An 18837-nucleotide genomic window follows, 5' to 3' on the forward strand; every position below is an offset into this window, starting at 1 on the left:
TTCTAAATCCGACCTCTGGGGCTATATTATTCTTTTCCGATGAAAGAGCGCATCATCGTAATTGGTGGTGGTCTCGCAGGGGTAGAGTCCGCCTGGAGGCTGGCTAACGAAGGGCATAAGGTAATCCTATACGAGATGAGACCCCAGAAACAGACGCCAGCCCATAAAACGGACAAGCTCGCCGAGCTCGTTTGTAGCAACACCCTCGGAGGAACAGAGCTCACCACGGGTGCGGGGTTGCTCAAGGCTGAGATGAGCCTGCTTAACTCCCTGGTGATAGAAGCCGCGAAGGAGGCAAGGGTTCCCGCCGGGGGCGCCCTCGGGGTTGATAGGGAAATATTCGCTTCATACATAACAAGGAGGATAGAAGGGCACCACAACGTTGAGGTCAGGAGGGAGGAGGTAGAGCGCATACCCGAAGATGAGATAGTTATAGTCGCCACTGGACCTCTAACCTCCGAAAGGCTCACAGAGCACATAAGGGAGCTCGTTGGCTATGACACCCTGTACTTTTACGATGCTATATCTCCCATAGTTGAAGCGGAGAGCGTTGACTTCTCCAAAGGTTTCTGGGGTTCCCGTTACGGAAGGGGCGGGGACGATTACTTCAACTGTGTCCTTACGGAGGAGGATTACAGAAGGTTTTACGAGGAACTCCTGAAAGCGGAGAAGGTTCAACCCAAGGACTTTGAGAAGGCGGTTCACTTTGAGGGTTGTCTTCCCATAGAGGAGATAGCCCAGAGAGGATATCAGACGCTGCTCTTTGGTCCCATGAAACCCGTAGGGTTGGTTGACCCAGAAACAGGGGAGAGACCCTTTGCCGTCGTCCAGCTACGGAAGGAGAACGCTGAAGGGACGCTCCTCTCCCTCGTTGGCTTCCAGACCAAACTCACCTACCCGGAGCAGAAGAGGGTATTCAGGCTAATACCAGCCCTCAGGAATGCTGTGTTTGTCAGGCTCGGTTCCATGCACAGGAACACCTTCATCCAGTCAAACAGGGTTCTGACCCCCTTCCTGAACATGAGGAAGATGGAGAACATATTCTTCGCAGGGCAGATAACTGGGGTGGAGGGCTACGTTGCATCTTCAGCAACCGGCATCCTTGCGGGAATAAACGCGGGAAGGCTTGCAGAGGGCAAAGAGCTCGTAGTTCCTCCGGCTGAGACCATGCTGGGTTCCCTCGTGAGATACGTAACGGGCAAGGAAGGTGAACTCCAACCCATGAACCCCGTGTTCGGTCTCCTACCCCCGCTGGAGAAGAGAGTGAAAGACAAGAAAAGGAGAAAGGAACTCTTTGCTGAGAGAGCCCTGAATAAAATGAGAGAATGGGTGGAAGACTTCCAAAGAGGGTGATACTCACCCGGTCAGTAGAAGATATAGAAAGGGACAGGAAGCTCTTTGAAAAGTATAGATTTGAGGTCGTTGAACTACCCTTGATCAGAACGGAGCCTTTGGACTTCCAGGTTCCCAAGGACAGCTACGAGTATGTGGTCTTCCAGAGCGCAAAAGCGGTTAAGCACTTCCTCAAAAGCTCCGATATACCAAAAGGGGTAAAGGTTATAGCCGTGGGCAATAGGACGAGGGAAGAGCTGGAAAGGCTCGGATACAAGGTGTGGCTCGTCCCGAAAGACATGAGCGCCGAAGGCGTAGTGAATGAATTCCCACTTGGTAGAGGTGAAACAGTCCTCATCCCGCGCTCGGAACAGGGCAGGGACGAAGCTGTGGAAGGGCTCTCAAGTAAAGGATACAGAGTTGTCACAATTAACGTTTACAGAACCTCAAAGGTCAGTTATTCAGAGGAAGAGGTAGTGTCTATACTTAAGGGGGGTGGCTTCATAGTATTCGCGAGCCCTTCGGCGGTCAGGAGCTTTTTTGCAAATTTGCGAAAGGGCACGGCGAAAGCTGTACTCAACGACCTGGTGGTCGTGTCTATTGGAAAAACTACAAAAAAGGAGCTGGAAAAGTTCGGTGTAACCCCAGCCATAGTGCCACCCAAACCCTTGATGGAAGAGGTCACGGGTAAAATTCACGAGTTCTGGCAGGAAAATTGCATAAGTTAAAGTCGCTATGAAGCAGAGAACTATAAAAGAAGCTTTGGAGTTTGAGGGCGTCGGAATACACTCAGGGGAGAAGACGAAGATAATACTGCACCCGGAGAAAGAGGACACGGGGATAAGCTTTTACAGGCACGGCGTCAGGATACCGGTCAGCCCGGAAAACGTCGTAAACACCTTCCACTCAACGGACTTAGGTAAGGATGGTGTCGTGGTCAAAACGGTGGAGCACTTACTCGCAACGCTACACCTCCTCGGCATATCCAACCTTACCATAGAGGTGCAGGGCGGGAACGAGATACCCATAATGGACGGGAGCGGATACTTCTTCTACAGAGAGCTCAAAGGTAATGTCTTGAAGCAGGGTTCCGATATAGAGCCCCTTCAGATAAGGGAAGAGGTGCGCGTCCAGAGGGGAGACTCCCACATAGTTGCCCTTCCCTGTTCGTGCTTTGAGATAACCTACGAAGGCGTATTTGAGACCTACCTTGGCAGGCAGAGGTATACCTTCAGGGGAAACGTCAGGGACATAATCCTGGCGAGGACCTTCTGCTTTGAACACGAGATAGAGTTCATAAAGAAGAACGGCCTCGGGAAGGGCGGAAGTCTGGAAAACACCCTCGTAATAGGAAGGGAGAGGATATACAACGAGGGGGGGCTCAGGTATCAGGACGAACCGGTGAGACACAAGGTCTTTGACCTAATAGGAGACCTTTACCTCCTGGGAACCTCGGTTAGGGGAAAGTTCGTATCCTACAAGGGTGGACACAGCCTCAACTTTGAGCTTGTAAAAGCCCTTTACGAACAGGTTCTCGTAGCATAAAAGGACGCCCCCAGAGGGGGCGTGATTGATCACCTTACAGGCTTCTCTGTGTTTTTGGTGGAGGGTGGCAGTACGGGGAGCTCAAGGGCGTGCTTGGGTATCTCTCCGTCAAGAGCCTTGAGGAAGGCAACTATGTCGCTAACCTGCTTCTTGGAAAGCTCCTTTCCAAGCTGAACTTTAGCCATCACCTGGACGGCATCCTCCAGGTTCCACACTGAACCGTCGTGGAAGTAGGGGTAGGTTCTGGATATGTTCCTGAGGGAGGGAACCTTGAAGACGTAGAGGTCTTCCTCCTTGTGTGTAACCGCGAACTTACCCACGTCCATGGGCATTGTGGGCTTCTCAAGGGTTACGTAGTCCCTCGTAGCCTCCCAGTAAGCCTCAACTATACCGAACCTCGTGAACATGGTTCCGCCGAGAGCGGGTCCGTTGTGACAGCTGGCACATCCCACCTCTATGAAGGTTTTGAGTCCTCTCTTTTCCTTAGCAGTCAGTGCGTTAACATCTCCCTGAAGGAACTTATCAAACCTTGAAGGCGTCATGAGGGTTCTCTCAAAGGCGGCTATAGCCTTGGCAACGTTCTCGTAGTTGAGAGGCTTCCTATCCTTGGGGAAAGCCTTCTTAAAGAGCTTCACGTACTCCGGTATGGACTCAAGCCTCTTCACCACCTCCTCGGGGGAGTCCATAGCCATCTCTATGGGGTTGAGTATGGGTCCCTTAGCCTGCTCCTCAACGTCTTTAGCCCTTCCATCCCAGAACTGGGCTACGTGCAAAGCTGCGTTCAGGGTCGTGGGAGCGTTCCTCGGACCTATAGCCCACCTGTGCCCCACAGAGGTTGGGAGGTTGTCAACCCCGTAGGTTGCGAGGTTATGACAGGTGTTACAGCTTATGAGACCGCTCTTGGAGAGCCTGGGCTCGTAGTAGAGCATCTTGCCGAGCTCAACCTTTGTCTTGGTTACAGGGTTTTCCCTGCTGTCTGCAACCTTAGGTAGGGGCTTGAAGTACTTCTTAGCCTCCTGAAGGAGCTTAGCATCCTCAGCCTTGCCAGCTCCCATGAGCAGGACACTACCAACAGCCACAGCCACAACGGCAGCTACCTTCTTCATCCTTCTCACCTCCTATATGTTATTAAATTGCAATATAATTATATACTAATTTGCGAATAATTCGCAAATGGATCTCCCCGATTCCATATACAATATAACCGATGAGGATAATTCTGTTCTCAGGCAAGGGCGGTGTAGGGAAGACAACGGTCTCAGCGGCTACAGGCTACAAGCTATCAAAGCTGGGCTACAAAACCATAGTAGTCTCTCTTGACCCCGCCCACTCCCTCGCAGACGCTTTTGATATACCCGATGAGGAGAAGTACTCCGCAAAGGGTCTTCCCATAAAAATAAACGAGAAGCTACACATACAGGAGATAGACATTCAGGAGGAGGTGGACAGATACTGGGGAGACGTTTACAGGTTTCTTGAACTCCTCTTTAACACGACCGGGCTGGACGAGGTCTTGGCGGAGGAGCTCGCCATACTTCCCGGTATGGAGGAGGTCACGAGCCTCCTATATGTCAATAAATACTACAGAGAGAAAGAGTACGACGTCCTCATATTAGACCTTCCGCCCACAGGGGAGTCACTGAGGTTCGTCTCCATGCCCACGGTTTTAAAGTGGTACATGAAGAAGATATTCAAGACTGAGCGCCTCGTGATGAAGGTAGCCCGTCCAGTGGTTGGTAGGCTTTCGGACGTTCCCCTGCCGGACGAATCCTACTTTAAAGCCCTTGAAAACTTCTACGATAAGCTGAAGGGTGTTGACGAGATACTCATAGACCCGGAGGCCACCTCCGTGAGGCTCGTTTCAAACCCAGAGAAGATGGTTTTAAAGGAGAGCCAGAGGGCTTTTATGTACTTCAACCTCTTCGGGGTAAACGTTGACTCCGTGATAGTGAACAAGGTGATTCCCCCCGATGCGGGCGAGTGCACCTACCTGAGAAAGTGGATAGATATACAGAAGAAGTACATAGAGGAGATAGAGGACTTCTTCTCACCGGTGCCGGTCTTCAGGATACCCCTACTTGAAGAGGAGGTCTTCGGTATTGAAAGGCTTGAGATACTGTCAGACCTCATATACAGGGACAGAGACCCCTCTGAAGTCTTCTTTAAAGAAAGACCTTACGAGTTCATACAGGAGGACGGCGAATACCTCATAAAGGTCAGAGCACCTTTCATAAAGAAGGAGAGCGTTTCCCTACTGAAAGGGGAGGACGACATAGTCATAAGGGTGGGGAACTTCAAGAGCCATATACTCCTGCCCCGCAAACTCAGGAACTTAGAACCCCAGGGTGCCAAGATAGAGGACGGATACATATACGTGAGGTTAGGTTGAGAACTCCCTTATAGCCCTGCCTATATCAGCCCTCGCTATTATCCCAACGAGCCTCCTGCTCCCCCTCTTGTCCACCACGGGAAGCCTGCCTACTCCCCTCGCTGTCATGAGCCTGAAGACGTCCCCCAGCGTGTCCTCAGGCGTTACAACGACCAAGTTCGTGCTCATTATCTCGTGAACTCTAACCCTGCTCCTCTCATGGTGGGGAACGGACATGACATCGCTCTTAGTCACTATTCCAACGAGCTTTCCCCCGTTGGCTACGGGAACACCCCCTATAAGGTTGTCCATCATAACCCTGTAGGCTTTTTCCACCGAATCGTAGGGCTTCACCGTTATGGGCTCCTTCATGTAGCTCCTGACCTTCAGCTTTTCAAGAATGAACAGACCCCACTCGTCCATGTGGGCTGGTGAGTCAAGGCGCGTGTCCACCTGACTTGGAAAGATGCTTTTCTTACCGCTCAGAAAGTAGGAGATGAATACGGAAACCATCGCGGGAACGAGTAGCTCGTAGCCTCCCGTCATCTCAGCTATGAGGATGAGGGTAGAGAGGGGCGCCTTTGCAGCCCCTGCGAAGAGGGAGACCATCCCCACTATTGTGAAGGAGGGGACGTGTAAAGAAAGAGAGTAGTGCTGGTTCAGGGCTAAGCTGTACGCCGCTCCCACCAGTCCACCTATCATGACCGAGGGACCGAAGACACCCCCGGACATCCCCGAGCCGAGGGTAAAGGACACCCCCAGCATAACCGCAAGCGCTCCGAGGACTATAAAGGTCAGGTCGTTGAGCTTTCCGTCCAGTATGAGCTGGAGCCACCCGTATCCATTACCTATTGCGACAGGAACGAAGGCACCTATGAGCCCAGCAACGAAGCCACCGAGGGCGGGTTTGAGGTAGGTAGGGAGCCTTGGTTTATCAAACTCTTCCTTCACTTTAAAGAAGACGAAGGTGAACACCCTGACCACTATTGCACACACGAACCCAAGACCTGCGTAAGCGAGGAGGGAAAAGGGCTGGACGTTAAGGAGCTTCGGGATCTCCGCGGAGAATATGGGCTGGAACCCAAAGAAGAGCCCGAAGATGCTGTAGGAGGTCACCGAGGCTATGAAGCCGGGGATCATCGCCTCTATCTCAAAATCCCTCCTGAAAAAGACCTCAGCGCTTATTATCGCACCTGCGAGAGGTGCCTTGAATATTGCCGCTATCCCCGCCCCGAGACCCACCGCGAGAGCGGTTCTCCTCTCCTTAGAATTCAGCCTGAAGAGTTCCCCCACCGTTGAGCCCACGCCTGCCCCTATCAGAGCTATGGGTCCCTCCCTTCCAGAGGTTCCGCCAGTCCCTATGGTTATGGCGGAGGTAACCAGCTTCACGACCGACGACTTTATGGAGAGCCTATCCTTGTTGTGGTAAGCCCTTATCGCTGCGTCCGTTCCCACCCCGGCGGACTCTGGAGATAGGAAGTGGGCGAGAAGTCCGGAGACAAGCCCGCCAAGGGCAACCGTCAGGGGGAGAAGGTACGGTCGTTCCGGATAGGAGGAGAAGTGCTCCCTCGTCCCCTCACCGGCTGGAAGCGGTTGAAGGTATCCCACCACAAGTTCAAGAACGTAGTGGGTGAGGAACTCAAGGGCGTGGACGAACAGAACCGCAAAGAGTCCCGTGAGAACCCCTATGGTTATGGGAAGCAGGAGGTATCTCCTGAGCATGGGGTAAATTTTATCTTATGCTTGAGCTTGACGGTTCTTACGGAGAGGGAGGAGGACAGATAGTGAGGACAGCCCTCTTTTTGAGCACGATACTCAAGACACCGGTGAAGATAAGTAATATCAGGGCTAAGAGGAAGAAGCCGGGACTGAAGAGACAGCACCTTCACATAGTTAAACTTCTCAGAGAGCTCGCATCGGCTGAGGTGGAGGGCGACTCGTTGGGTTCCGAGGAGCTCACCTACATACCCGGAGAACTCAAACCGGGGAGTTACAGGGTGAACTTCGGCAGTGCTGGTTCAATAAGCCTCTTCCTTCAGACAATACTTCCCGTATCTCTCTTCGTCCCCGGGAAGGTGGAGGTTGAGGTTACGGGAGGGACGGAGGTTCCCATGAGTCCCACTATAGACTGGGTAAGGTTCGTCTATCTTCCCCACGTATCGGGCATAGCAGAGTTCGCGAGGCTTGATGTGGTCAGGAGGGGCTACTACCCCGCAGGAGGAGGGTGTGTTAAACTCACCGCCGAAGGCGGTCTTTCTGAAGAGCCCAAGGATTTAAAATCCGTAAGGGAGTTTTTAAAAGGCAGGATAGACCTTTTTAAAAACAGGAGGGGTGATATTAAAAGACTTCACCTCCTATCGGTGGCTGAGGAACGCCTGAGGGAGAGGAAGGTTGTGGAGAGGCAGGTAAGTGGGGCGATTGAGTTCCTGAAGGAGAAGGGTTTTCCAGAGCCGGAGGTTTACAGGCAGTATGTCAAGAGTCCCTCAATAGGGACGAGCGTTACGCTGTGGCTTGAGGACACGGAAGGAAACCTGTTTGGAGCGGACAATTTAGGGAAGAAGGGCAAACCTGCAGAGGTGGTTGGGGAGGAGTGTGCGAGAAAGCTCTGGGAGGACTGGAGCTCAGGGGCTACCGTTGACAGGCATCTGGCTGATCACCTCGTTCCGTGGATCGGGCTCACAGGAGGTTCTATAAAGGTTCCCCTCTTCACGGGACACTTAGAAACCAACATCTGGGTCTGTGAAAGGTTCTTAGGAGAAGGCACCTTCAGGGTTAGCAGGGAGGAGAGAGTCGTTGAGGCTGTGGTATAATAACGCCAATGGAAATCATTGAGATCCCCATAGAGGAAGAGGTCAAGCAGTCTTACATAGACTATGCCATGTCCGTCATAGTGGGGAGGGCTATCCCCGACGTGAGAGACGGGCTGAAGCCCGTTCAGAGAAGGATACTCTACGCCATGTATGAGATGGGGCTAATGCCTGAAAAGCCCTTCAAGAAGAGCGCGAGGGTGGTAGGTGAGGTCTTGGGTAAGTTCCACCCCCACGGGGATCAGGCGGTTTACGACGCCCTTGTGAGAATGGCTCAGGACTTCTCCATGAGATACCCCCTCATCATAGGACAGGGAAACTACGGCTCGGTGGACGGAGACCCGCCCGCCCAAATGCGATACACTGAAGCGAAGCTCTCCAAGGTGGCGGTTGAGCTCCTTGAAGACATAGACAAGGATACGGTGGACTTCATTCCCAACTTTGATGAGTCTCTGATGGAGCCTGCCGTCCTTCCCTCAAAATTTCCGAACCTCCTCTGTAACGGAACCGCAGGTATAGCTGTGGGATTGGCAACCTCAATTCCTCCCCACAACCTCAGAGAGGTAGGCAAGGCTCTCGTAGAGCTTGCAAAGAACCCCAACATGAGCACCGAGGAGATACTTGAGATAGTTAAGGGTCCCGACTTCCCGACGGGAGGTGTTATAGAGAACTACAAGGACATAAAGGAGATATACGAGACGGGTAGGGGGATAGTCCAGGTGAAGGCTAAGGCTCACGTGGAGAAAGTTCAGGGCGGAAGGGAGCAGATAATAGTTTCTGAGATACCCTACCAGGTGAACAAGGCGGAGCTAATAAAGAAGATAGCGGACAACGTGAGGAGCGGTAGGCTGAAGGAGATATCCGACATAAGGGACGAGTCGGATAAGGACGGTATAAGGATAGTCATAGAGCTCAAGAGGGAGGCTAAGGGAGAGAAGGTTTTAAAGAAGCTGTTCAAATATACCCAGCTCAGGAAGGGCTTTCCCGTCAACCTCGTGGTTCTCATAAACGGAGAGCCCAAGCTGGTGGGCATAAAGGAGCTCCTCAGGGAGTTCATAAAGCACAGGCTCAGCATAATACTCAGGAGGACTCGCTTCTTCCTGAAGAAGGCTGAGGACAGGCTACACGTGGTTCAGGGTCTTCTCATCGCACTCAACAACCTTGACGAGGTCATAGAGGGCATAAGGAGGTCAAAGGATGTCCAGGAAGCGAGGGAGATGCTCCAGGCACGCTTCGGGCTCACCGAGAGGCAGGCTCAGGCTGTCCTTGACCTCAGGCTCCACAGACTAACCTCCCTTGAAAGAGACAAGCTCAGACAGGAGGAGGCTGACCTTCTCCAGAAGATAGAGTATTACAGGAAGGTGGTGGGAAGTGAGGAGGAGAGGATAAAGATATTCGTAGAGGAGACGGAAAACCTCGTTAAGAAGTTCGGAGACCCCAGGAGAACGTTCATAGAGGGTATTGAGGAGAAGATTGAAGAAGGCTCCCTCGTGGTGGCGGTGCTTGAGAACGGAAAGGTCATGCCCGTGGAGAACATGCCCGAGGGAGAGTCTCCCGTAGTTGATATACTTGACGTTCCCTTCACCGAAGGTCTATTCCTCGTATCCAACAGGGGAAGGGTTTACTGGCTCGCGGGCTCTCAGGCTTTACAGGGCAGCAAGGTGAACTTCAAGGAGTCCGAAGAGTACATAGTTGGTGCCTTCATAAGGGAGAGGTTCGCAGACAGGCTGCTCCTCGCAACCAGGAACGGAATGATAAAGAAGATACCTTTAGTGGAGTTTGAGTACAAGGCTCAAGGGATGAGGATAATAAAGCTCGCCGAGGACGACGAAGTAGTGGGTATAGCTCAGTCCATAGACATGAGCGACATACTCATGTTCACGAGAAGGGGTAAGGTGGCGAGGTTCAGCATAAGGGAGATACCAGCCGCAACTCCGGGTACTAAGGGTGCTCAGGGCATAAAGGTAGAGGATAACGACGAGGTAGCAGGTGCGAGGGTCATAAGGGAAGACCAGCCTTACATAATCGTGGTTACGGTTGACGGCAAGGTCAAGAGGATATACCAGCAGGAGATAGGAGTCAGGAACAGGGGTGTCAAAGGGGTGAACGTCTTAGGGTCTGCGAGGGAGAGGCTCGTTGACCTACTGCCGATAAAGGACGAGCTTGAGCTTCTGATCACCACGAAGCTCGGCAGGGCGTTTTACGACAGGATAAGGGCTGAGGATATACCCCTCTCAAAGAGGGACAGGCTCGCCAAGGAGAGGTGGAAGCTGGAAGAGGAGGACGAGATCAGGAGGATAGTTATAAAGTCTGAGGGGAAAGGTTATGAAGAAGGTGAGAGTTCTGATAACGCCTAAGGAGGGTCTCCTTGACCCCCAGGGAAGGGCTGTTGAGGAGATGCTCAAGGACAACGGCTTCAAGGTAAGGCACGTGAAGGTGGGAAAGCTGGTTGAGATGGAGGTTGAAGAGGGGGAGAAAGTAAAAGAGATCGTTGAGAAGTTCATACTCAACCCTCTCATAGAGGACTACGAGATAGAGGAACTCTGATGAAGTTTGCGGTCTGCGTCTTCCCCGGTTCCAACTGTGACTACGATACCTACTACGTTATAAGGGACGTTCTGGAAAAGGAGGTTGAGTTCGTATACCACGAGGAAAAAGACCTCTCCAGATACGACTGCATAGTTCTTCCCGGTGGCTTCTCCTTTGGGGACTACCTCAGGCCGGGGGCACTCGCCTCCAGAACACCCCTCGCGGAAGCCGTTTACGAGTCAGCCCAGAGAGGAAAGCTGATCATAGGGATATGCAACGGCTTTCAGATACTTACGGAGCTTCACCTCCTTCCGGGAGCGCTTCTACCCAATCTCAACATGAGGTTCGTGTGTAAAGATGTCCTGCTCAGAGTTGAGAACGGGGACACCCACTTCACGAAGGAGCTTGACAAAGGAGAGCTCCTCAGGATACCCATAGCCCACCACGACGGGAGGTACTACGTAGAGGGTGATGAGCTCAGGGAGATGGAGGAACGGGGACAGATACTCTTCAGGTACGTGGATGAAAGGGGAGAAGCGAGTGAAAAGGCAAACCCTAACGGTTCCGTGTCCAACGTAGCGGGTGTTATGAACAGGGAGGGGAACGTGTTCGGTATGATGCCCCACCCTGAGAGGGCTTCAGAGGACATACTTGGAAGCCACGACGGGCTTATGCTGTGGTATTCTCTTATCAGTGATTGAGGTTGACCTCGTCAAAGAGGCTGTAAGGCAGAGGAAAGCCCGCTCGGAAACCTTCCTGGGTTTTGAGTACCTCCGTTTCTCGGACGACTTCAAAGATATACCCAGAGGCACCGCCATATTTCAGGACACCGTCATATGGGGATACCCACACATAGGCAGGATATTCATACTTGAGAGAGGGCTAAAAGAGCAGTTCAAAAACCCATTCTGGGTGGAGGAGAAGGTTGACGGATACAACGTGAGGGTCTTCAAGGTGGGGGACAGGGTGATAGCCCTCTCAAGGGGAGGGTACATATGCCCCTTCACCACCGACAGGCTGCCGGACTTCATAGACCTGAAGTTCTTTGAAGACAACCCAGACCTTATACTCTGCGCAGAGGTGGCCGGACCCGAAAATCCCTACATAGAGGAAAGCCCACCCTTCGTGGAGGAGGACGTAAGGTTCTTCGTCTTTGACATAATGAGAAAGAACGAGCAGGGGTTCTTAAGTCAGGAGGATAAGTTAAGACTAATAGAGAACTATTCCCTCCCGAGTGTGGAGGTCTTCGGTAAGTTCCAGAGAGAGGACGTGGGGGAGCTGAAGGAACTCCTCCTGCGGTTGAACGAGGAGGGAAGGGAAGGTGTGGTCTTCAAGGAAGAGTCGGAGGAAAACAGGAGGGCGAAGTACATAACGAGCTACGCAAACCTGAGTGACATAAAGGTAACCACAAAGAACATGCTCCAACTCCCCCCGGAGTACTACACAAACAGGGTTCTCAGGCTCGTCCTATTCATGGAAGAGGAAGGTATAGAGAGAACGGAGCACCTCTACGAAGAGCTGGGAAGGGCTTTTATAGATGGTCTCTTTGAGGCAATAGAACAGTTCAAGAGAGAACACAAGGTTTACAGGACCTTCAGGTGCAGGTTCAGGAGCAGGGACAATGCCGTTGCCCTCATGGAGCTTCTCCACAGAACCTCAAGGCACATACAGGTCATAGAGAGGGAGCTGAAGCAGGAGGGAGACTACTGGATACTCACCTTTGATAAGGTCTTTCTGAACATGACGGGACTCCTTGGACACCTACTTAGTGGCGGACTTGTGTTTGATTAAGCTCTCAAGAATCCCCCTGAAGTTTTTAGGGTTTATAAACTTTATACCGACCTTGTCAGCCCATCTCCTCAGACCCTCGTCAGCGGTAACTATGGTGCCGTCAAGCTCAAAAGCCAACAGTAAAACGTCAACGTCCTCCCTACTGTCTATTATCCCCTGACGGAGTGCCTCCCTGTACTTTTCCCTCAGCCTGTTTATCACCTTTCCCACATCAACCTCGGTCAGCTTGCCAGCTTCCTTGGCGTGCTCCTCGGCGATCCTAAGACCCTTGTTTATCCTGTGCCTTATCTCCTCTATGAGCTCGTAGAGAACCTCACTGGGTATCCTAACGTTGTACTTCCTCGGGGAACGTATCTTGACAACCATCTCAAACTCTGCAGAGAAAGGACCCAGCTCCACCATCTTGAGCATCTCATCGTAAACGGACGAGGGCATGTAAAAGTTTGCCCCCGAGTGTATGGCGAGATGGATAAAGTTCTCCACCGCACCGAGCTGGTCTTTCTCACCGAAGGTCTCGTAAACGTCCGGGTTTGTGAACACGCTCGTGTCCAATACAAAGTTCTCCATAAGTCCTATTTTAATGCAGGAAAGCATTTCTAATTGACAGGGGGATAGAATGTGCCAAAATTGACACCCATGAGGGGGAGCATACTCATAGTTGAAGACGACGAGAGCCTGAACAGGCTTATATCAAAGAAGCTGCGCGGTAAGGGCTTCAGGGTGGATTCCGTTAGGAGTGGAGAGGAAGCCGAGAGGCTCCTCAAGGAAAAGGGGTACGAGGTCTCCCTGCTGGACATAAAGCTCCTGGACATGAGCGGACTTGACCTGCTCAGGCGCATGGCACCCTTAACGAACACCAAGTTCATAGTCATAACGGGATACGGGGACGTAAACACGGCGGTTGAGGCTATGAAGGCTGGGGCTTCCGACTTTATACAGAAGCCTTTCAGCTTTGAGATACTTGAAGTGAGCATAAACAAGGCTATAAAGGAGAGACGTCTTGAGGAAGAGAACAGAGCTCTGAAGAGCTTTCTCTTTGACAGAGACCACGAGATAATCTTTGATACCAAGAGCCCCAAGTTCAGGAAGACCCTTGAGATGGTGGAAAACGTAGCCCGCAGCGATATAAACGTGCTGATAAGGGGTGAGACGGGGACGGGTAAGGAGATAATAGCCCGCTACATACACAGGCTCTCAGAGAGGAGAGAAAAGCCCTTCATAGTGGTGGACTGCAGCGCCATCCCGGAGCACCTTTTTGAGAGCGAGCTCTTCGGGCATGAGAGGGGAGCTTATACGGGTGCTACCCAGAGGAAACTCGGTCTCGTAGAGCTTGCCAACGGAGGAACTCTGTTCCTGGACGAGATAGGGGAGATACCCCTGACGATGCAGTCCAAACTGCTGAGGTTCGTGGAAACGAGGAGCTTCAGGAGGATAGGGGGACTGAGGGAGATAAAGGTGGACGTCAGGATAGTGTCCGCAACGAACAGAGACCTAAACGATATGGTTAGGAGGGGAGAGTTCAGAAGCGACCTGCTCTACAGGATAAACACGGTGGAGCTGGAGATACCACCTCTAAGGGAGAGAAAGGAAGATATACCTCTGCTCGCAGAGGTCTTTTTAAGGAAGTTCAAGAAGAGGATAAAACCTGAGACCGTGAGGTTGCTCATGAGCTATCACTGGCCCGGCAACATAAGGGAGCTCCGGAACGCAATAGAGAGGGCTTCTCTCATGTCAAAGGGAGAGTATGTGGACGAACACCTCTGCTTCCCTCACCCGAGCGACAGGGAGCTCTGCCTTGAGAACGTGTTCTCGGGTATGCCCTCCCTGAAGGAGCTGGAGCTCCTGTACATAGATTTCCTCTACAGGAAGCTCGGGAGCGTGGACAGGGTGGCAGAGGCTCTCGGGTGCAGTAGGAGAACCGTATTCAGGAAACTAAAGGAGTTAAGAGAGAGGAATGGAGAGCTCAAAGGTACTTCCCTCACCGGGGGTGCTCCGGACGTTAATTGAGCCCCCGTACTCCCTGAGTATGCTGTCAACTATGGCTAATCCCAGACCCGCACCTTCACTCTTGCTCTTCCCCTGATAGAAGGGTATGAATATCTTGCTGAGTTCGTCGGGTTCTATGCCCGGTCCCCTGTCCTCAACCCTGAGCATCCATGCATTTTCGCCAACTTCGGACACAACCTCCACGCTCTCACCGTAGGGAGATACCTGAAGGGCGTTGATGACGAGATTCAAGACGAGGTGCCTTATATCGCTCTCGTTGCCGAGTATGTACCCGTCTCCTTTCAGGTGAAGCCTTATCTCAACCCCCCTCTCCTTGGCGTACATCTTGAGGAGCTCCACGGAGTCCTTCACGGCTTTGTTTATGTCCACGAAGTCTTTCACTGAACTCCTCTTTACCAGAAAGAGGAGTTTATCAACGTAGTCCTTACAGGTGTTGACGGCACTCCTTATCACCTCAGTCTCCTCGCTCGTACCCAGCTTGTCCTCAAGCTCTTCAAGGGCAAGGAGTATGGTGCTAAGGGGTGTATTTATCTGGTGGGCTATGCCGAGGGCTAAGAAGCCGACCGAGCTCAACTTCTGGGAAAGGCTGAAGAGGTAGTATTTCTCCTTGTCACTCTTTATGTCCCTTATTATCTGCACTATCTTCTCTCCGTTCTCTATGGGAAAGGCACATATCTCCACGGGAACCTCGTTGTTGTCGTGGGTGTAGTGGGTGTGAACCACGTTCACAGACCTGCCAGTCTTCTCAATTTCCCGCATGGGACAGGGATGACACTCCCCCTCACAGGGCTTATCCTGATGATGGGAAACCACGTAGCAGAAGTTGCCTATGACCTCCTTAGGGTCTCTGTATCCGAGGTCTGTCGCGTATCTCCTGTTCGCGTAAACTATCCTGAAATTCCTATCTATAACGACCACCTCTTCCTCAAAGTGATCAAAGACCGAGAAGTCCATCGGATTTAATTTATACCTGCCACGGACGGCGAAAAGCTGTCAGGACTGACCCTGCGGGTGACAGAAATGACACCATCTCAAAACTGAGGGTCTTGCACAATTTATTGATAAATCTGTATTTTCGTAAATGGCACGGGGATTGCTCTTAATAGGCTGACGATGAAAAAACCTTAAAAGGGGGTATAGCATGGGTGTAAACAGGAGAGATCTTTTCAAGATCGCAGGAGTGGGAGCTGTCCTCGGAGCTGTTCAGCTCCAGTCAACCGCTTGCGCAACTAAGACCGCAGGCAGGATGCTTCCTCCTTCCAAGGGGAATAGGGTAGTTATAGTTGGAGGCGGCTGGGCAGGCATGACTGCCGCAAAGCACCTGAAGAAGGAACTCGGCAACGGAGTTGACGTTGTTCTCATAGAGAAGAGGAAGATATTCATGTCCTGTCCGATAAGCAACGTATGGCTTGGCGGTCTGGTGGACATGGAGTTCCTCATGCACGATTTCCATACTCCCGCCTCCAAGTACGGTTACACATTCATAAACGCAACGGTCACCGACATAGACAGGGATGGAAGGAGGGTTTACACCACCGAAGGTTACGTTGACTACGACTACCTTATACTCGCCCCTGGAATAGGCTACAACTACGATGCGTGGTTCAAGGGAGATAGGAAGATGGCTCAGCTCTGTGCAACCCACTTCCCCTCAGCCTTCATACCCGGCTCCGAGCACATAGCGCTCAAGAGGAAGGTTCATAACTTTGAAGAGGGTACCTTTATACTCACGGTTCCGCCACCGCCCCACAGGTGTCCGCCAGCACCCTACGAGAGGGCAGCTATGATAGCCCACGTGTTCAAGCAGAACGAGGTCAACGGAAAGCTGATAATCTTAGACCCAAAGGGTCAGATAAAGCCAAAGGGTGAGGGTTTCGGCAGAGCTTATCAGGAGCTCTACCTCGGTCTTGTGGAATACGTCCCCAACGCCAAGATAAAGGAAGTTGACCCCGTAAACAAGGTAATAAAGACCACAGCGGGGGACTTCAAGTTTGACGACGCCAACATAAATCCTCCCCACCAGGCAGGTGAACTGGCATGGAAGGCTGGGCTCGTTAACCCCAAAACGGGCTGGTGCGACGTTAACCCGCTGACGCTCCAGTCAAAGGTTGACCCAAGGGTATTCGTCGCGGGAGACGCTTCTTCCGTTAAAGGATTTCCCAAGAGCGGAGACATGGCTCACAACCACACCCAGAACATGGTCGTGAAAGCCCTCGTCGCACTTCTGAAGGGTAAAGACCCCATTGAATCGGTCAAGGCACCCACCAACACCTGTTACTCCATGGTGAACGGAGAGCCACAGGAGGCGATAGTGATAAACGTTCTGTACGCCATAGATAAGAAAAAGAAGGCACCCGTTAAGAAGAAGGTGAACGTGGTAAACAACAGGTCAAGACAGTTGGCACGCTCCACCTACGAATGGGCTAAGGCACTTTACAGAGACATGTTCAGCTGACGGAGGAGTATATGGACAGAAGGGGATTCATAAAGATGTGCACTGCCGTTGCCGCCGCTTCCCTCGCTTCCCCTTCCTTTTTTATAGAGGGACTTAGAGCTCAGGAAGGAAGTTATAAGTCCTATAAAAAGGCTATCCTCTTGAAGAAGGACGGCACACCCCTAAAGCCCGAGGAGGTTGACCCCAACAAACAGTACATATTCTTCTATCCCCACAGGGCTACACCCTGTATTCTCGCAAACTTAGACAAGGAAGTCCCTCCTGCGGAGGTCAAGCTCTCGGACGGGACAACCTACAGGTGGCAGGGGGGAGTGGGACCAAAAAAGAGCATAGTCGCTTACTGCGCAATATGTCCCCACCAGTTGAGCTACCCCACCCCCGAGTATTCCTTCATCAACTACTACCCCCAAAACGTTCCCTCAAAGATAGTTAAGAAGGGAGGCGTTATCCAGTGCTGCGCTCACCTCTCCGTCTTCGATCCGGAAAAGGGAGGTGCCGTTATAGATGGTCCCTCTCCGTATCCGCTCACAGCCATAGTTCTGAGCCATGAGGGGGGAAAGCTCTACGCGGTGGGAACCTTAGGAAAGGAGCTCTACGAGGACTTCTTTGACGTTTTCAAACCAGACCTGAGAAAGCTGTATAGGTCAACGAGAAAGGCGAAGAAGCTTGTGGACAAGTGTGAAGTTATAGAGGTGGAGGAGTATGCCCAGGAAGTTATCAGGTGTTAGCAGAAGGACGCTCATAGGAGGTGGAGCAACTGCCCTCGTTGCATCGGGCGTGAATGTAGTGGTGGCTAAAACGAGCTCACGCCTGCTGGGGAGAGCAAAGGGAAACAGGGTGGTCGTTGTAGGAGGAGGGTACGGTGGCGTAACAGCAGCCAAGTACGTTAAGAAGGAAAACCCAGACGCAGATGTTTTCCTGATAGAGAAGAACCAGCTCTTCGTATCCTGCCCTCTCAGCAATCACTACCTCGTTGACCTTATAGAGTACGGGCAGCTCTGCTTTCCCTACAACAGGCTCCATACCAAGTACGGTGTGAAGGTCATAAACGACTTCGTCTCCGACGTAGACCTTCCTAAGAGGAGGGTGTACATATCGGAAGGCTACATTGAGTACGACTACCTGATACTTTCCCCCGGCATAGAGTATGACTTTGAGGAGTTTCCTTTTTATGAAGAGGCGTCCTGGTTCTATCCCGGAGCATTCAAGCCCGGAAGCGAACACCTCTACCTCAAGAGGCTCCTTGAGGAGTTTGAGGGTGAGAACCTCGTATTCACCGTTCCCAAGATGCCCTACAGGTGTCCACCTGCCCCTTACGAACGTGCAGCTCTCATGCTGAGCTACATAAAGGAAAATGGACTCAAGGCTCACATGTACTTCATAGATGCCAACGAGTACCCGCCCGTCCTCAGGGAAGGCTTCATGAAGGCATACAACGATTTTTACAGGGGTATGGCTACCTACATAACGGGTGCGACGATAAAGGATATAGACGTAGCGACAAAGACCATAAAAACGGACAAAGGAGAGGTGAGGTTTGACTTCGGCTCAATAATACCGCCTATGAGAGCACCCAAGTTTCTGGAAGAGATAGGGCTTATCTACGGAAGGGAGAAGTGGGTCAGGGTAAACCCCATGACCTTTGAGACTAAGGTGAGGAACGTCTTCGTGATAGGAGACTCCTGTGAGTCTTACCTTCCAAAGAGCGGGTATGCTGCAAACTCCCAGGCTAAGGTGGTCGCCAAGATAGTGGCGGACAGGATCAGAGGAAAGAAACCCAGGGGAGAGCTAATACAACATGGCATATGCTACGCGATGGTGAACATGAAGTCCGCCATAATGGTTGAGGTTGAGTACAAGTACAACGTTGAGACAGGTGAGGTTAAGAAGATACTCCGGGAGGACAACACCTGGAAGGTCTCCACAGCAAAGAGATACTACGAGTGGGCAAGGGGGCTATGGAGAGACCTCTTCTTTTAGAAACGGCTCCCCTCACCCTTTTT

17 protein-coding genes are annotated in these 18837 nt (G+C 51.9%); 13 read left to right on the forward strand and 4 right to left on the reverse strand.

The features are described from left to right. The first annotated feature begins 39 nt into the window (after positions 1 to 39). From trmFO to lpxC, 3 genes are read left to right on the forward strand one after another with little or no spacing between them, the layout of a single operon-like run. On the forward strand, positions 40 to 1353 hold the full coding sequence (trmFO, locus tag HG1285_RS10130; protein ID WP_008287304.1) for an FADH(2)-oxidizing methylenetetrahydrofolate--tRNA-(uracil(54)-C(5))-methyltransferase TrmFO: 1314 nt from the start codon (positions 40 to 42) through the stop codon (positions 1351 to 1353). Continuing rightward, positions 1326 to 2060 carry a uroporphyrinogen-III synthase gene (locus HG1285_RS10125; RefSeq protein WP_008287305.1) on the forward strand — a complete coding sequence of 245 codons (735 nt, stop codon included), beginning with the start codon at positions 1326 to 1328 and terminating at the stop codon, positions 2058 to 2060. Before trmFO ends, HG1285_RS10125 begins: the two co-directional genes overlap by 28 nt. Positions 2061 to 2067: 7 nt before the next feature. Further along, entirely contained in the window at positions 2068 to 2877 is an 810-nt protein-coding gene (lpxC, locus tag HG1285_RS10120) for a UDP-3-O-acyl-N-acetylglucosamine deacetylase (protein WP_008287306.1), read from the forward strand. A gap of 29 nt (positions 2878 to 2906) precedes the next feature. Here the strand turns inward: lpxC and HG1285_RS10115 are convergent, their stop codons facing one another. Beyond that, positions 2907 to 3983 (reverse strand): cytochrome-c peroxidase, encoded by a 1077-nt coding sequence (locus tag HG1285_RS10115; RefSeq protein WP_008287307.1) that lies wholly within the window; start codon positions 3981 to 3983, stop codon positions 2907 to 2909. A 101-nt stretch (positions 3984 to 4084) separates the two neighbouring features. Between HG1285_RS10115 and HG1285_RS10110 the strand changes: the two genes are divergently transcribed. Beyond that, a complete protein-coding gene (locus HG1285_RS10110; protein WP_008287308.1) occupies positions 4085 to 5266 on the forward strand; it encodes a TRC40/GET3/ArsA family transport-energizing ATPase in 1182 nt (393 codons plus the stop codon). On the opposite strand, the gene HG1285_RS10105 is transcribed toward HG1285_RS10110, so the two are convergent. Continuing rightward, entirely contained in the window at positions 5258 to 6967 is a 1710-nt protein-coding gene (locus HG1285_RS10105; RefSeq protein ID WP_008287309.1) for a chloride channel protein, read from the reverse strand. The two genes, HG1285_RS10110 and HG1285_RS10105, sit on opposite strands and share 9 nt — an antisense overlap. A 17-nt stretch (positions 6968 to 6984) precedes the next feature. Here HG1285_RS10105 and rtcA point away from each other — a divergent pair, with 17 nt between their 5' ends. The 5 genes from rtcA to HG1285_RS10080 are packed head-to-tail and all read left to right on the forward strand — an operon-like array spanning position 6985 to position 12372. Beyond that, on the forward strand, positions 6985 to 8055 hold the full coding sequence (rtcA, locus tag HG1285_RS10100; protein ID WP_008287310.1) for an RNA 3'-terminal phosphate cyclase: 1071 nt from the start codon (positions 6985 to 6987) through the stop codon (positions 8053 to 8055). Between the two features lie 8 nt (positions 8056 to 8063). Then, positions 8064 to 10409 carry a DNA topoisomerase (ATP-hydrolyzing) gene (locus HG1285_RS10095; protein ID WP_008287311.1) on the forward strand — a complete coding sequence of 782 codons (2346 nt, stop codon included), beginning with the start codon at positions 8064 to 8066 and terminating at the stop codon, positions 10407 to 10409. Next, positions 10378 to 10599, forward strand: coding sequence for a phosphoribosylformylglycinamidine synthase subunit PurS (gene purS / locus HG1285_RS10090; RefSeq protein WP_008287313.1), 222 nt, complete (start codon positions 10378 to 10380; stop codon positions 10597 to 10599). Before HG1285_RS10095 ends, purS begins: the two co-directional genes overlap by 32 nt. Further along, on the forward strand, positions 10599 to 11282 hold the full coding sequence (gene purQ / locus HG1285_RS10085; RefSeq protein WP_008287314.1) for a phosphoribosylformylglycinamidine synthase I: 684 nt from the start codon (positions 10599 to 10601) through the stop codon (positions 11280 to 11282). Before purS ends, purQ begins: the two co-directional genes overlap by 1 nt. Further along, on the forward strand, positions 11275 to 12372 hold the full coding sequence (locus HG1285_RS10080) for an RNA ligase (RefSeq protein ID WP_008287315.1): 1098 nt from the start codon (positions 11275 to 11277) through the stop codon (positions 12370 to 12372). Before purQ ends, HG1285_RS10080 begins: the two co-directional genes overlap by 8 nt. Here HG1285_RS10080 and HG1285_RS10075 read toward each other — a convergent pair. Further along, on the reverse strand, positions 12343 to 12939 hold the full coding sequence (locus tag HG1285_RS10075) for an RNA ligase partner protein (RefSeq protein WP_008287316.1): 597 nt from the start codon (positions 12937 to 12939) through the stop codon (positions 12343 to 12345). The two genes, HG1285_RS10080 and HG1285_RS10075, sit on opposite strands and share 30 nt — an antisense overlap. 51 nt (positions 12940 to 12990) lie before the next feature. Between HG1285_RS10075 and HG1285_RS10070 the strand changes: the two genes are divergently transcribed. After that, positions 12991 to 14379 (forward strand): sigma-54 dependent transcriptional regulator, encoded by a 1389-nt coding sequence (locus tag HG1285_RS10070; RefSeq protein ID WP_232219473.1) that lies wholly within the window; start codon positions 12991 to 12993, stop codon positions 14377 to 14379. Here HG1285_RS10070 and HG1285_RS10065 read toward each other — a convergent pair. Next, positions 14314 to 15333 carry a PAS domain-containing sensor histidine kinase gene (locus HG1285_RS10065; RefSeq protein ID WP_008287318.1) on the reverse strand — a complete coding sequence of 340 codons (1020 nt, stop codon included), beginning with the start codon at positions 15331 to 15333 and terminating at the stop codon, positions 14314 to 14316. The two genes, HG1285_RS10070 and HG1285_RS10065, sit on opposite strands and share 66 nt — an antisense overlap. A gap of 187 nt (positions 15334 to 15520) precedes the next feature. On the opposite strand from HG1285_RS10065, the gene HG1285_RS10060 reads away from it, so the two are divergent. Genes HG1285_RS10060 through HG1285_RS10050 form a run of 3 tightly spaced genes read left to right on the forward strand, consistent with a single transcriptional unit; the run spans position 15521 to position 18814 of the window. After that, positions 15521 to 16834 carry an FAD/NAD(P)-binding oxidoreductase gene (locus HG1285_RS10060; protein WP_008287319.1) on the forward strand — a complete coding sequence of 438 codons (1314 nt, stop codon included), beginning with the start codon at positions 15521 to 15523 and terminating at the stop codon, positions 16832 to 16834. A gap of 11 nt (positions 16835 to 16845) precedes the next feature. Beyond that, positions 16846 to 17562 carry a twin-arginine translocation signal domain-containing protein gene (locus HG1285_RS10055; RefSeq protein ID WP_008287320.1) on the forward strand — a complete coding sequence of 239 codons (717 nt, stop codon included), beginning with the start codon at positions 16846 to 16848 and terminating at the stop codon, positions 17560 to 17562. Next, positions 17537 to 18814, forward strand: coding sequence for an FAD/NAD(P)-binding oxidoreductase (locus HG1285_RS10050; protein ID WP_008287321.1), 1278 nt, complete (start codon positions 17537 to 17539; stop codon positions 18812 to 18814). The genes HG1285_RS10055 and HG1285_RS10050 overlap by 26 nt, the downstream gene beginning before the upstream one ends. Positions 18815 to 18837: the final 23 nt, after the last annotated feature.

Source organism: Hydrogenivirga sp. 128-5-R1-1, from assembly GCF_000171895.1.

Excerpts from the sequence above, each read along its gene's own strand:
- HG1285_RS10065 (WP_008287318.1), bottom strand. The coding sequence starts at position 15,333 with ATGGACTTCTCGGTCTTTGATCACTTTGAGGAAGAGGTGGTCGTTATA.
- HG1285_RS10105 (WP_008287309.1), bottom strand. The coding sequence starts at position 6,967 with ATGCTCAGGAGATACCTCCTGCTTCCCATAACCATAGGGGTTCTCACG.
- HG1285_RS10125 (WP_008287305.1), top strand. The coding sequence starts at position 1,326 with ATGGGTGGAAGACTTCCAAAGAGGGTGATACTCACCCGGTCAGTAGAA.
- HG1285_RS10055 (WP_008287320.1), top strand. The coding sequence starts at position 16,846 with ATGGACAGAAGGGGATTCATAAAGATGTGCACTGCCGTTGCCGCCGCT.
- HG1285_RS10075 (WP_008287316.1), bottom strand. The coding sequence starts at position 12,939 with ATGGAGAACTTTGTATTGGACACGAGCGTGTTCACAAACCCGGACGTT.
- purQ (WP_008287314.1), top strand. The coding sequence starts at position 10,599 with ATGAAGTTTGCGGTCTGCGTCTTCCCCGGTTCCAACTGTGACTACGAT.
- HG1285_RS10110 (WP_008287308.1), top strand. The coding sequence starts at position 4,085 with ATGAGGATAATTCTGTTCTCAGGCAAGGGCGGTGTAGGGAAGACAACG.
- HG1285_RS10050 (WP_008287321.1), top strand. The coding sequence starts at position 17,537 with ATGCCCAGGAAGTTATCAGGTGTTAGCAGAAGGACGCTCATAGGAGGT.
- purS (WP_008287313.1), top strand. The coding sequence starts at position 10,378 with ATGAAGAAGGTGAGAGTTCTGATAACGCCTAAGGAGGGTCTCCTTGAC.
- lpxC (WP_008287306.1), top strand. The coding sequence starts at position 2,068 with ATGAAGCAGAGAACTATAAAAGAAGCTTTGGAGTTTGAGGGCGTCGGA.
- HG1285_RS10095 (WP_008287311.1), top strand. The coding sequence starts at position 8,064 with ATGGAAATCATTGAGATCCCCATAGAGGAAGAGGTCAAGCAGTCTTAC.
- HG1285_RS10115 (WP_008287307.1), bottom strand. The coding sequence starts at position 3,983 with ATGAAGAAGGTAGCTGCCGTTGTGGCTGTGGCTGTTGGTAGTGTCCTG.
- HG1285_RS10060 (WP_008287319.1), top strand. The coding sequence starts at position 15,521 with ATGGGTGTAAACAGGAGAGATCTTTTCAAGATCGCAGGAGTGGGAGCT.
- trmFO (WP_008287304.1), top strand. The coding sequence starts at position 40 with ATGAAAGAGCGCATCATCGTAATTGGTGGTGGTCTCGCAGGGGTAGAG.
- rtcA (WP_008287310.1), top strand. The coding sequence starts at position 6,985 with ATGCTTGAGCTTGACGGTTCTTACGGAGAGGGAGGAGGACAGATAGTG.